Annotated in this window: 7 protein-coding genes and 1 tRNA gene; 3 read left to right on the top strand and 5 right to left on the bottom strand. The window is 35.8% G+C overall.

The genetic code is table 11. The features are described from left to right. Positions 1-366: 366 nt before the first annotated feature. The 5 genes from ACQH21_RS05185 to ACQH21_RS05165 all read right to left on the bottom strand — a co-directional run bounded on the left by ACQH21_RS05185 (position 367) and on the right by ACQH21_RS05165 (position 7,388). The gene (locus ACQH21_RS05185; protein WP_425384018.1) at positions 367-2,001 is read right to left on the bottom strand and encodes a ribonuclease J; all 1,635 of its coding nucleotides are present in this window, start codon (positions 1,999-2,001) and stop codon (positions 367-369) included. A gap of 169 nt (positions 2,002-2,170) precedes the next feature. Continuing rightward, positions 2,171-3,289, bottom strand: coding sequence for a molecular chaperone DnaJ (gene dnaJ / locus ACQH21_RS05180; RefSeq protein ID WP_264337075.1), 1,119 nt, complete (start codon positions 3,287-3,289; stop codon positions 2,171-2,173). Positions 3,290-3,371: 82 nt separating this feature from the next. After that, positions 3,372-3,449, bottom strand: a tRNA-Arg gene (locus ACQH21_RS05175). A 262-nt stretch (positions 3,450-3,711) separates the two neighbouring features. Further along, positions 3,712-4,224 (bottom strand): membrane protein, encoded by a 513-nt coding sequence (locus tag ACQH21_RS05170; protein WP_010401691.1) that lies wholly within the window; start codon positions 4,222-4,224, stop codon positions 3,712-3,714. Positions 4,225-4,301: 77 nt separating this feature from the next. Further along, positions 4,302-7,388 (bottom strand): phosphoribosylformylglycinamidine synthase subunit PurL, encoded by a 3,087-nt coding sequence (locus ACQH21_RS05165; RefSeq protein WP_425384017.1) that lies wholly within the window; start codon positions 7,386-7,388, stop codon positions 4,302-4,304. A 108-nt stretch (positions 7,389-7,496) separates the two neighbouring features. On the opposite strand from ACQH21_RS05165, the gene ACQH21_RS05160 reads away from it, so the two are divergent. From ACQH21_RS05160 to fumC, 3 genes are all read left to right on the top strand, one after another. Next, on the top strand, positions 7,497-10,415 hold the full coding sequence (locus tag ACQH21_RS05160) for a WPE palindromic element domain-containing protein (protein WP_425384016.1): 2,919 nt from the start codon (positions 7,497-7,499) through the stop codon (positions 10,413-10,415). A 215-nt stretch (positions 10,416-10,630) separates the two neighbouring features. Further along, complete coding sequence (locus ACQH21_RS05155) at positions 10,631-12,037, top strand: ankyrin repeat domain-containing protein (protein ID WP_353281095.1); 1,407 nt, start codon at positions 10,631-10,633, stop codon at positions 12,035-12,037. 191 nt (positions 12,038-12,228) lie between these two features. Continuing rightward, positions 12,229-13,617: a class II fumarate hydratase gene (fumC, locus tag ACQH21_RS05150; RefSeq protein ID WP_010401666.1), complete on the top strand. Its 1,389-nt coding sequence runs from the start codon at positions 12,229-12,231 to the stop codon at positions 13,615-13,617. The last annotated feature ends 153 nt before the right edge of the window (positions 13,618-13,770 follow it).

Below are 13,770 nucleotides of genomic sequence, written 5' to 3'. Positions count from 1 at the left end.
ATTTCTGCAGTACTTGACACTGGAATCCAGAAATTTGACTGCAAGTAAGTGCACTGAGGTGGCAAGCATAAAAGTAGCTGTTTTATTCTAAAATAAACGTCTTTGACAAGGTTGCATGAAAAACTGGATTCCAGTGTCAGAGCACTGGGATGACACTCTACTGGTGGAGATTGCTCTAAAACTACAATGTTTGCCTGGGCGTTGAGATGGCACCCTTCTGGTAGATTCAAATCACAATGTTTGTATAGTTGTGTGATCTGACACTGATTTTTTTTTACGGATTCCAGTATTTCATGCTGAAATAACATCAAAGAATACATTGTTAACTTCTTACTCAAATAATGGTTAATAAAAAGAGGTATATTTCTATACCTGTTCTATTTGGACTTCAATTATAGGTCTTTTTAGTAAATATTCCTTTAAGATACTAAATATTGAACTTTCAATCTTATTTCTTATTTTTTTTATCGGTTGTGGACTAAATGCTGACTCAACCTTCTCTATGATCTTTTGCATAATGGCTGCATCTTCTTGCGCTTCGAAAACACCAGGTGCAAATACTTTTGGCTTAGCGAGCAATTTGTTTTTCTTATTCACAATTGCTGTTACTACAATAACCCCAGCATCTCTCATTCTCTCACGCATCTTTATAACGCTGCATTCTGGATGGCGTAGCAACGTACCATCAATACCAAAGTAGTCAACATCAATTGAACTAACTTTTTCTCCATTCTCCAAATTAACAATATCACCTGGTGCAATCATTATTGCTTTTTTCACACCGCACTCTTTAGCGAACTTTACATGTGCATCCGTATGAATATACTCACCATGAACTGGAATAGCTATCTTAGGTTTTATCAAAGAATACATTTCCCTTAGCTCTGCTTTTACTGGATGTCCGGAAGCATGAACATTCTCTGTTTTTTCAGTAATAACTTCCACTACCATCTCAATAAAGGCATTGAGCATGTTATGTGCACGAGTTTCATTGCCAGGAATGATTTTTGATGAAAAGATCATGGTATCACCTTGCTGCATTTTAAATGCTTGATGACTCTTAGCGGCAAGTCTTGCGGTAGCTGCCAGTGGCTCACCTTGACAACCTGTGCAAAGTAGCACCAGCTTTTCCCTTGGAAAATTTACTGCCTCCTTTGCTTCTAGAAACTCAGGAGAATCAGTTAAATAACCACTATCCTGCGCAACTTTCACTATTCTCCATAAAGATCTGCCAAGTAAAACCACTTTTCTATTTAGTGCTTTTGCAGCTTGGCTTATTGTTTCAATTCGCGCCACATTCGAGGCAAATAGCGAGACAGCAACCAATTTTTTAGACCGCTTTATTATATTGTAAATATTATCATAAATTTCACTTTCTGACTCAGGGTGATGCTTGCTTAATATATTGGTTGAATCGCAAATTGCTGCAAGCAGATCACCTTTATCGCCAATTTCTTTTAGACGCTCCATATTAGAAGTTAATCCAACAACAGGTTTTGGGTCAAATTTCCAGTCTCCGGTATGGAGTGCACTACCCATTTCAGTGCTAATTAATATTGAATTTGCTTCAGGAATTGAATGAGTTACATTTATAAACTCAACGGTAAAAGGACCCAAATTTATGCTGCTATTTATGTCCACCTCTTTCAAAGGCACTATACCTTCCAATCGAAATTCTTTCAATTTTTCTTTGAGAAAGTTAACCGTAAACTTTGTTGTATATATGGGACATTCTAACTCTTCCCACAGATGAGGCACTGCACCACAGTGATCCTCATGTGCATGTGTAATGATTATTCCAAGCAAATCTTTTTTTCTTTGAGCAATAAAATCTACATCAGCGATGAGCAGCTCAACACCTGGCATAGTTTCATCTGCAAAACCGATACCAAGGTCGATCATAATCCACTTGCCTTGATAATGATATAGGCTAACGTTCATCCCAATTCTTCCTACTCCTCCAAGAGGAAGAAATAAAAACTCATTTTTGTTTATGTTCATTAATTTTAAATTATTAAAATGCGAGGATAGCAAAACTTCGACCTTAAATAAAGGAATTTATCACTTTTGCATAACTTAAAAAAATCTTTTCACTAAAAGAGAAGGCTTTCAAATTGGTAAAAAGAATTAAGTGTAGACAGCTACCTCTTTATATCATTTAGCAAATTTCTCATTTTTTTTTTACTTTTCCAAAGAATCCTTCAGATTTCTGCTCTACACTTTCATGTTCCCCTTCCTCAAGCGCTTTTAATAGCTCAATCTGCTTTTGGGTTAAATTCTTTGGATTTAAAGTCTCAACTATTACCTGTACGTATAAATCACCACGAGCATGTGAGTTCATATATGGCATACCCTTTTCCCTACAACGTAGTTTGGTACCAGTTTGAGTGCCTTCAGGGACCTTTACTTTTATTTTAGCTCCATCAATTGATTGAATATCGATTTCACCACCAAGTACTGCTAGTGTCATTCTTATAGGCACTTTACAGTGTAAATCTGCTCTATTGCGAGTGAAGATCTGATGAGTAGCTATTTTCACACATACGTATAAATCTCCGCTTTTTCCACCTCTTGCTCCAGCTTCTCCTTTACCACTGACCCTTACTTTAGCTCCTTCTTCTATGCCTTTTGGAATTGAAACGGAGATATTTACTTCATCTCTTTTACGTCCACTTCCACCGCATTTCTTACATTTATTTTGTATTATTTCTCCTTCCCCATAGCATGTAGTACACGTTCTTTCAATGGTAAAAAAGCCCTGTTGAGTTCTAATTCTACCGCTTCCCTGGCATGTGTTGCACTGAACTGGTTTGATTGCTCCTTCGCTACCTGTGCCTTGGCATGTATTACATTTTATATTTGTCACATAATGTATAGGTGCTTGTATTCCTTTAAATGCATCTTCCAAGGTAATTTTAAGGTCGTAGCGCAGATCTGCTCCAGATACTCCTGTTGTACTTCTTTTTGTTCTTGACCTACTTGTACTGCCGCCGAATCCTCCACCAAAAAAATCGTTAAATATATCGCTAAAATCCCCTCCAGCTTGGCTGAAATCAAATCCACCGGAAGCACCATCGTGACCATAACGATCATAACCTGCTCTTTTTTCAGAGTCAGATAGAACTTCATATGCAGCTGTTACTTCTTTAAATTTTTCCTCTGCTTCCTTATTACCAGGATTTCTGTCAGGATGATATTTTAATGCTAGTTTTTTATATGCTTTTTTTATCTCGTCAGTACTAGCATTTCTGCTCACTTCTAGCAGATCATAGTAGTCTTTTTTGTTCATATATAATAGCTCAGTATTTTACCTTTAAAGATAGGTATTACATATATGAATTTCAAGTATGACCTCTATTTCCTATAAAATATGGTGCACCCTGAGCGACTTGAACGCCCGACCTTTTGATCCGTAGTCAAATGCTCTAATCCAACTGAGCTAAGGGTGCTTGCACAAAGCTGACTTTAACAGATTTTATAGCTTATTTCAATTGGTTTAGCTAAAAATAAAACTCTTATCATGTATGAAACCTGTAAGAAATTGTACTAGCTCTCTTAAAGGATAACTTAAGTTAACAGTTTCCAATTACTGTGATTTTAGAACCGCTATCCGAATAAGAGCTTTTCACATTATACTGCCAAGCTACTAACAAATAGCGGAATGACGGTTATAGTTAAATCTAAACTATTTTGGCTATATCAGAAGACGGGTTATGCAGAAACCTTAAAATACTTCTTGCTTGCCAAGGAGAATAAATACATTCCTACAAACAAGCAGATACTCAATATCGATGCATAGGAAAACTTGAAAATTAAATCTTTAATATATATTGATAAGCATTTACCTGCAGAAATTTTGTATAGTAGTCCAACACAAATAATCGTACTATCAATGACCGATGCTATAATTAAAGTGATGAAATTTGCCATATGAAAATTCAATTTCGACTTTAATTCTTCAAAAACAACTATGCTTGAGAGAAGAGAGATTAAAATTGCAGTATATAGAACCAGTATCATAAAACTAAAATTTTGCAATTTAAAAAGACAGCATATCACTGTACACACTATTAAGCTGTAAGTAGCTTTGCTTCTACCATAAAACTCAACCATTGAGTTTACAACTAAAGTAGCTCCCACAAATAAGGCAGCACATATCATTAATTTATTTGAAGTGTTAAGTAAAGAAAGACTGATAAGCAAGAGTATTGATAAAATGGACATAATCACCTACCCAAATTTAATAATATGCATTTATTTTAATCAGACATTACACATAATGAAAAATTTGTCTAGCGTAATCAAAAGTTATTTAAACTAGTACCTAAGTCTTTCAAATCTATTCTTATAATATCCTTTATATTGAGAGCTTTCTCCTCTGTCACTTTTCCAATACATGAAAAAACTATACCTTTAAACAATTCTTCAAACTTCCGCTGATTTTGCGGGGCAATGGTTACTAATATTCTACTTTGCGATTCAGAAAACATTATTATCTTGTTTATTATGTCTGTATTTTGTGTTTTTCCTATTGGTACTAGTGAAAGATCAATTTCAGCACCAAGGTCTCCTGCAATTAGCGATTTTGCCAAAGCAATAATTAAGCCGCCTAAGTTTGGTGCAATTGCAGAGACAATTATGCCATCTTTTATTGCCTGGTTGTAACGTTCATACAACTTCCTAGCGCTCTTTGCATTAACTTTTGGCACGTTGTTATTATCTATTCCACTATATAACTGATATTCAGATCTACCAAGCTCATCGTGGGTTGTACCAAGCACATATATCAAGTCCCCTGGCATTTTCACATCAAGCGATACCGCATTTTCAATATTGTCTATAACTCCAATTGCTGAAATGAGTAGTGAAGGTGGTGCAGATATCATCACTTTCTCCCCATTTTCGTCATATCCCTTGAAGTCATTGAACATACTGTCTTTTCCGGATATGAATGGCGTTTTAAATGCAGTTGCAAAGTTGTAACAAGCCTCTGCAGATCTCTTTAGTTGCCACAATCTTTCTGGATTATAAGCATCGCACCAGCAAAAATTGTCGAGCAACGCTAGATGATTTATATTTCCTCCTGCAGCTACGTAGTTGCGTATTGCAGTGTCAATCGCACATGCTGCCATGTGATAAGTGTCAATTTCTCCATAACTTGAGCCAAATCCCTGCGATTTTACAACACCTTTGTTTGAAGAAAGGACTGGCCTCGAGACAACAGCTTCACTGCACACTCTTCCCTTGCCTTGCAGTGGTTTCAGTATTGACGATCCTTGAACCTCATGGTCATATTGCACCACTATAAACTCTTTGCTGCGTATGTTTGGTCTGCTTAGCATTTCTTTTAGTGCAAAGGTGTCATTCCAGTGCTTGACACTGGAATCTATCTCAAGCTCAACTCTGCCATCGCACGTATTTTTACATAAAGTTTTAGATTTATTTGCAGACAAAGCCTGCTGGATTCCAGTGTCAAGAACTGGGATAACAGGAGAGAATTCTGGAATGACAGCGTATGGGTTAGATTTTCCAGACCATGGCTTTGTCTGTAAATGCATTTTAGGATTACCATCATGCAGAAATTCAGTTTCGATGTCCATTATTACTGCCCCTGGGGGACATTTAACAACGGCTTTGCCACTTTTGTTGAATTCTCCAATTACACAGACCTCCACATCATGTGTTTTCATGATTTGCTTAAACGCAGGAAGATTTTCTTCTGGCACTGCTAAGGTCATTCTCTCTTGTGATTCTGATATCCATATTTCCCACGGAGCCATACCATCGTTTTTAAGGAGAACCTTGCTCAAATCAACTTCAAATCCGTCTTTTCCCATTTCACCAATGGACGATGATAGACCGCCTGCTCCATTATCCGTTATTGCATTATAAAGACCAAGATCTCTTGCTTTTACGACGGCGTTGGATAATTTTTTTTGTGTTATAGGATCACCAATTTGCACAATTGTTGAAGGGCTGTTTCCCGACAATGCCTCTGAAGAAAAAGTTGCACCGTGAATTCCGTCCCTTCCAACTCTTCCACCAATAATTACGATTTTATCACCGTTTTTGGGTTCTTTTATGTGTGAAGGTGCATTATTTATATTCCGTGGAATAATTCCGATGCTTCCAACAAAAACTAATGGCTTTCCACAGAATCTATCGTCAAAGTATACCGATCCAAGTTGCGTTGGAATACCGGAGCAATTACCAGCAACATTAACACCGTGAATCACTTCTTTCATTATATATTTTGGTGGTAAGATTTTATCAGTACGCTCTTTATCTCTATAAAGTTTGCCTTTTGATTCTTTGGCAAAGCAAAAGTAATAAGTATTCATGATAGGTTCTGCACCTTTGCCAAAACCGACTATATCTCGATTAACTCCAAGCACTCCAGTCATTGCTCCACCGAACGGATCGAGAGCTGAAGGACTATTGTGAGTTTCAACTTTATCTACAATCAAGTAATCGTCATCAAAAATTATTCCTCCTGCGTTGTCGGAGAAAACTGACACGCATATGTTAGAATTTATCTCACGCGTTGCACGCTTAATATAATGAGCATATAGACCATCTTTTATTTCATCAATAGGGGAGCAAAAAATATTGTGTTTACAATGTTCAGACCAAGTCTGTGTCAGAGACTCAAGTTCAATATCATATGGATTTCTACCGAGTTTTTTAAAGTAATCCTTTATAGCTTTCATTGCTGCCAGCGAGAGCCCTAAAGTGCCATTACCATCGATTCCATCTCTGCTGATTTTTTCAAGCTCTTGGTCACTTACATTGAGTTTGACAGATTTTGCTCCATTATTACCTGGTGTCATCCCAGTGCTTGACACTGGAATCCATTCTTTTTTTTCCTGGTCACGCGCTGTAATGACACCAGGTGGGGTATTTGGTTTACTGTAATACTTCCAATGGCAATTGCCGTTTTCTTTATAGACAAGTGTGCAATATTCAGTAATAGGATTGAATTCCTGTTTTATGTCATCTTCGGTTGGAAAACCTCCTTGACTTAGAATCAATTTTGAACTTCTTGCCTTGATAGAAACACTTTCATCAATGTGGCCTTTGCTCATTAGATATTCTCTAACAATTTGTTTTGCCGTGTTTCCTACGTTATCGGTCATGCCAGGTAAAAAGCTTATCTCCAAGCCCCACTTTTCTTGTGATTCTATGAAGTTATATTGAACTTCTTCAAGGTTTTCATTGTAGGAATAATAACGGCAGTCTTGTATGACTTTATTATAAAATAGCCCACAAATTTCTTCATGTAATTTTGATGGTAATTCTTTGCTTATGTAAATCAAGTAAACATTAACTACCCTTCTGCGGCCAACTTGTTCACATTTATTAAAAACTTCTATTCTGATGTTTGCCATGTAATATTGTGAAAGACTTTAATATATCATAGCATAAGAAACTGCGAGCACATTTATATTTTAAATAATTTCTATACAATAAAAGTGTTGTATTAATTGTTACTGTTAGTGGGAAGAGTTTTTACTGTTAATGTGAATGAGTCCCTTTTTGATGTGCTGGTTCAGCACATATTTTCTGAATATGAAAGAGAAAAAATTCCCGAGATAAAGATCATACTTCCCTGCAAGAGGGATGTGATAGCATTGCTGAGTGCATTCAAGAATTACAGAACTATAATTTTGCCAGAGATAGTTTCACTAGAAAACATTGATGAAGAAGATTTAATATTAAATCTTGATAGAGTTAAAGTTATTAACCCGACAAAGAGAACGCTGCTACTCATTCAATTTATATTGGAGTGGAATAAAAAACACAATGATAGTTTTCCAATCGATCTAGTTTACAGTTTGCCGTCATTACTTCAATATACCCAAATAGCGGATTGTTATCAGCTTGATGAGCATTCGAAGAAAATGGAGAATTTCATAAACTTACTTATCAAAACTTGGAGTAACACTTTAAAAAATTTAGGAGTAGTAGATATACTAAAGCATAAGAGTGACTACATAAACAATATGATAGCCTCCCTGAAGAAAGATCAGCATATGATCTTTATTGGAATTGGAAAGGAGGAGATTTATAAGTTGTTGATTAAAGCTGTATACGACCTGCCATTTGGAAAGATAATTTTACCTAATCTGAATTTGAAAATTAAAGAGAAAGATTGGCAATCACTTGATAAAAAACATTATCAATATTGCCTGAAAGATCTGCTCGATTATTTAAGTATAGGCAGAGAGGATGTAAGTTTTCTGCCAGAAGCGTGTTCTGATGTCATTCCAGTGCCCAGACACTCGGATCCAGAAAACTTAACTTTAAATGAGTGCACCAGGTGGCTGTACAATAGAAACTGGATTCCAGTGTCAAGCACTGGAATGACATCATCTACTACTCAAATTACCTGCAAATTACAATGTTCGTACACTAAAAATCAGAGGGCTGGGATGACAGGCAGTCCTGAACTAGATTATGTCTTTGATACAACTGCCGATCTAAGTAAAGTTAGTAATGGATATATTGGCAATATTGAAGTCATCACTTGTGATTCCAGAGAGGAAGAAGCACAGGTGACGTCACTAATTATGGAGAATGAAGGTTATGAAAACGTTTCTTTGGTTGTTTTTGATAAATTACTTGCAGTTCGTATGGTGTGCCCCATATCGAAAAACTATTCTTATGTGACGCTTCTGCTTTATAGTATTGAGATTTTGAACTCAAAATGGAACGGTGTGGCATTGCTTTCTCTTCTTAAACATAGGCTAGTGACTTTTGGTTACGCTCAAGAAGAGTACAATCGTATTTTATCTGAGTTTGAGATAGAAGTATTGCGTAGCTTTGATATAAATGGTCTTAAGGATATTATCAACGCTATTAGTACTTGTAAAAAGCTAAGATATAAAGAAGATATATTAATTATTATCAGTAGATTAGAAACTATATTTAATCTTTTACTTAATCTTATAAATTATCCTATTTCTGATATAGCAGCAGCTCATTTACAGTGTGTTAATGTGCTTTCTAATGTGAATTTTCTAGAGCTAAATGGTGAAATAGGTAATTTTACTCGTGATTTCTTAAATGCATGTGACGGTATAGCAATTGAGTGTTCCTTAGAGTTATATAGTCAAATCCTGATATTATTTTTAAAAAGGAAGTTTTTTTCTCCAGAAAATAACTTTGATAAATTTAGCTTATATCAAAATAAAGTTGTAATACTTGCTGGATTTAATGATATACCAAATTTTCAGAATCCGTTTTTGAGTGCACTGAATAGAGAAAAATTTAACCTTCCTTCTGTGCAAGAAGAGCAAGGGTGCTTTTTGTATACTTTGCGCAATTTATTTGGTGCCGGCAAGGTTTATATTACGAGGCTAGTGAGTGATAGAAAATCAATTCTATTGCGCCGTTTGGAGGTTCTGTTACAAGAACCAAAATATCCTTATCGCAATTGGCTAAGAATATTAAATACACCTGAGTGCATTGTTCCATGTACTCAGCCTATGCCAAAACCTCAAGCCAAAGTCAGAGAAGAAAAAATGCAAGTGATGTCTTGCAGTGCGGTAGAAAAACTGATTCGTAACCCTTATTCATTTTATGTTGAATACATACTGAACCTTAGACAGTTGAAAGACTTAAATTTTAAGCCATCGATATTGGAGTTTGGCACTATGGTACACAATATTTTTGCAAGATATTTACGCAAAGAAAAGTCGCTGATGAGTATTGCACGAGAAATATTCTCGTCTAATCGATTCCACTTTTCAAATATGTGGTGGGTAAGGTTGCAGAGGATAATTCAATCTTTTGTTGAGTTTGATAGGACTGGAAACAATCAAGTTGAGTTGGAGAAGAGCTTTTCCTATCCGATATTTCATATTCCAGCGCGTGACACACAACTGCGCGGATGCTGTACAACTTCCACTAAGAATAAGGGTGTCATCCCAGTGCTTGACTACTTGGATCCAGAAAATTTGATTGCAAATGAACACACCAGACAATTGTGTAATAAGAGCTGGTCAGATACTCGAATGACAGAAGAAATTTTATTGACAGCAAGATGTGATAGAGTTGAGTATCTACCAGGTGGGCAAGTAGCAATTATAGACTATAAACTTGGTTCACCACCTTCCAATGAGGAAGTTATGTCAGGATTTTTCCCGCAATTAATTTTACAAGCTTTAGCAGTGGAATACACAACAAAAAAAGAAGTCTCGGAGCTTGCTTATTGGAAACTTGATTATGATAAAATAAAGGTTATTGCTTTGAAAGATTATAGACAAAAAATGCATGAATTTCAGAATATTCTACCAGATTTCTTATCTAATTATTTAAGAGATACTACTCCCTTCATTGCCTCTCCTTATTTTGATAAATTCCTGAGATTTAACATCTACAAACAACTAGAAAGGATAGGGGAGTGGTTATAAATTATATCTCCTCTCATCCAGATCAAAATAGCTGGTTGTACAGCTGGTTTACTAAGTGCAGTAGGAGAATTACTAGATTGTGATATAGACACATCTTTGCTAGACTCAAACAACCATAAAAAAACACTAAAAAGTGATTCAATCAATTTTAGCCATTAAAACTTGAATAGTGGCTAAAATAGCTTTAAATTGTATATTTATTTTAGGAGGGGTATATGCCATCACAAAAACAGCTAAATGCGCAGCTAATTGATGCTGCTAAAAAAGGACAGCTAGATTTTGTTCAGCAAGCTATACAGGGTGGAGCAATTATTAATACAATAGATGATGATTATGGGAGAACTGCTTTAATATGGGCTGCTGACAATGGTCAACTAGAGATATTACAATACTTGATAGAAGAGGGAGCAAATGTTAATGCAGAATCTCCGGGAAACATAACTGCTCTAATTCATGCTGCTGCCCATGGTCATCTTGAGGTAGTACAACTTCTAATAGCAAATGGAGCTGATTTAAATGTGAAACGTAAAGGTCAATTCTCTGCCCTAACATATGCTATTGTAAATGGCCATACGGAGATAGCAAAGCTTCTAACTAGATATCATTTAATAGCTAATCTTGATATGTCAATACCTCGCTTGCCTCTTCCTACTTGCATACCAGAGTTATCATCTTATTGGTATGACTGTAAGGATGAGCTCAATAAAATGAAGGAAGAAGATAGTGAATTATATAATTTTCTTGTAAGTAAGAGAATTAATGAACAGGTAAGAATTTGGACAGAGAGTGAGACAATACGAAATATTTCACAAGATAGATTAAATATAGAATACTCAATCTATGCTAAAGATTTAACAGGTAAAATAGAATTAGTGATATTTTTTCTTAACAACAGGGAAATAATCAATTCTTTATCGCGGTATTATAAGGTAAGAATTCAAACAATTGATCAGGTAAAAAGGCTACTTGATCGTTTCACAAGAGAACATGTAGAGCTTGAAGTAGAAATTGTTCCAGCACAATTAAACTTTAATACTCAAGAGTTACAACCCCCTAAACTAAAAACATTATCATTTGCACAAATGATTAACAATCATGCAGGATTATTTTCAGCTGCCAAAAATGGTCAATTAGAAACAGTAAGATACCTGATAGAAAAACAGAAAGAAGATATTAATTCAACAGATCACTATGGAAGAACTGCTCTAATGTGGGCTGCTGGAAGTGGCTATTTAGAGGTAGTACAGTACCTGATAGAAACAGCAAAAGCAAATGTTAATGTGAAAGATGGCTATGAAAACACTGCTCTGAATTATGCTACTAGAAACGGGCATTTAGATGTAAAAGAATATCTGAAAGGTTACATACAAAAAGAACTGCGGAAGAAATACGTCTGCATTGGCGTGAGTGGTGCAATAGGTTATGTTGCAGGTATGACAATATCATGTTCTGCGGGAGCAGCGATTGCAGTTTGTGCAGCATCAGCTACCATTAGTCTAGCGTTAGGTGCAATTTTTGGTTATACAGTTGTAGAAGTAAAAAAAGAGAAAGCAAACACAGGTATAGCTTCTGCGCTTAAAGATGTTTTCACTATTCAAGCTCTAAGTAGAATAGCCTTATAGAGAGTGAAAGTAGGTTTATTGCTTAAGGTTGCATGATTGCCTTAATAACAATAAAAAAATAATAGAAGCAAAAGATATGGCTTGAAAGTTTTCTAAGGTCTTCACTAAAAATGTCTCAACTTGACACTGAAATACAATTTGATTTAACTAATCATATATGTAGGTAATGTCAAACACTAGAATGAGGAAATATGGATAAAAAAGTTAGAATAGAATCAGATAGCTTAGGAGAAGTAAAAGTACCAAGTGAACATTACTGGGGAGCGCAGACTCAGCGTTCTTTGGAAAATTTCAAAATTGGTACAGAGAAAATGCCAGAGCCCCTGATTAAAGCGCTAGCAATAGTAAAACTTGCAGCAGCACGTGTTAACATGAAGCAGGGTAGCATAGATAATAGAGTAGGGGATGCAATCTGCTCAGCTGCAAAGGAAATAATAGACGGTAAATTTAATAATCAATTTCCACTTGTTGTTTGGCAAACCGGGTCTGGGACGCAGACCAATATGAATGTGAATGAAGTGATCAGCAATCGTGCAATAGAAATTTTGGGCGGTGATTTAGGTAGTAAATCTCCAGTGCATCCAAATGATCATGTAAACTGTGGTCAGTCATCAAATGACACTTTTCCAACAGCAATGCATATAGCAGTAGCAGAACAAATAGACCGCTTGCTTATTCCCAATCTTGAAGAATTATATAAAGCGCTAAATAATAAGGTTCATGAATTTAAAGATATAATAAAAGTAGGGCGTACTCATCTGCAAGATGCAACTCCTCTAACACTTGGGCAGGAATTTTCTGGCTATGCAGTTCAGATTAAAAAGGGAATAGAGAGAGTAAAGTCAACTCTAAGCAATGTATATGAACTTGCACAAGGTGGCACTGCAGTTGGCACGGGAATCAATACTAAAAAGGGTTTTGCTGAGGATTTTGCTAAAGAAGTGGCAAAAATCACTAATTTTCCATTTATTTCAGCAAAAAATAAGTTTGAAGCACTAGCAGCAAATGATGCTTTAGTTGAGCTCAGTGGAGCACTCAATACAGTAGCAGTAAGCTTGATGAAAATTGCAAATGATATAAGGTTACTTGGTTCTGGTCCAAGATGTGGAATTGGAGAAATAATGTTACCAGAAAATGAGCCTGGCTCTTCAATCATGCCGGGTAAGGTGAATCCAACTCAATGCGAAGCAGTGACTATGGTATGTGCTCAAGTTATGGGAAATCATGTTGCAGTGACAATTGGTGGCTCAAATGGTCACTTTGAATTGAACGTGTTTAAGCCGGTGATAATTTACAATGTTTTGCAGTCTATAAGACTTTTAGCTGATACAAGTTTAAATTTTGCAGAGAAATGCGTAGTTGATATTAAAGCAAACGAAGAAAGAATAAAGGATTTACTAAATCAGTCGTTAATGCTAGTTACTATATTAAATACGCATATAGGATATGACAATGCAGCAAAAATAGCGAAGCTTGCTTATAAAGAAAATATCACTCTAAAAGAAGCAGCAGCAAAACTTCAACTGCTCACTGAGGAGGAGTTTGAAAGGATAGTGAAACCAGAGGAGATGGTAGGTTAAACTACCATCAACTATGTTTTTTAAAAAATTTTTTATTTGTGTAATTCTGTAACTTTGTTCAATCATGTGGACAATAAAAACCCGTGTGTCATAGAAATAAAATTTTATATCAAACAGCTGCCATAATAATTTCTGTTTAGCTAATGAATATGT

The sequence above is a fragment of the Wolbachia endosymbiont (group B) of Eupithecia inturbata genome (genome assembly GCF_964030915.1).
Lineage (GTDB): Bacteria > Pseudomonadota > Alphaproteobacteria > Rickettsiales > Anaplasmataceae > Wolbachia.
The sequence above is the reverse complement of the archived record's forward strand: the minus strand, read 5'-3'. Positions and strand labels throughout refer to the sequence as shown.

Excerpts from the sequence above, each read along its gene's own strand:
- ACQH21_RS05165 (WP_425384017.1), bottom strand. The coding sequence starts at position 7,388 with ATGGCAAACATCAGAATAGAAGTTTTTAATAAATGTGAACAAGTTGGC.
- ACQH21_RS05170 (WP_010401691.1), bottom strand. The coding sequence starts at position 4,224 with ATGTCCATTTTATCAATACTCTTGCTTATCAGTCTTTCTTTACTTAAC.
- dnaJ (WP_264337075.1), bottom strand. The coding sequence starts at position 3,289 with ATGAACAAAAAAGACTACTATGATCTGCTAGAAGTGAGCAGAAATGCT.
- ACQH21_RS05155 (WP_353281095.1), top strand. The coding sequence starts at position 10,631 with ATGCCATCACAAAAACAGCTAAATGCGCAGCTAATTGATGCTGCTAAA.
- ACQH21_RS05185 (WP_425384018.1), bottom strand. The coding sequence starts at position 2,001 with ATGAACATAAACAAAAATGAGTTTTTATTTCTTCCTCTTGGAGGAGTA.
- fumC (WP_010401666.1), top strand. The coding sequence starts at position 12,229 with ATGGATAAAAAAGTTAGAATAGAATCAGATAGCTTAGGAGAAGTAAAA.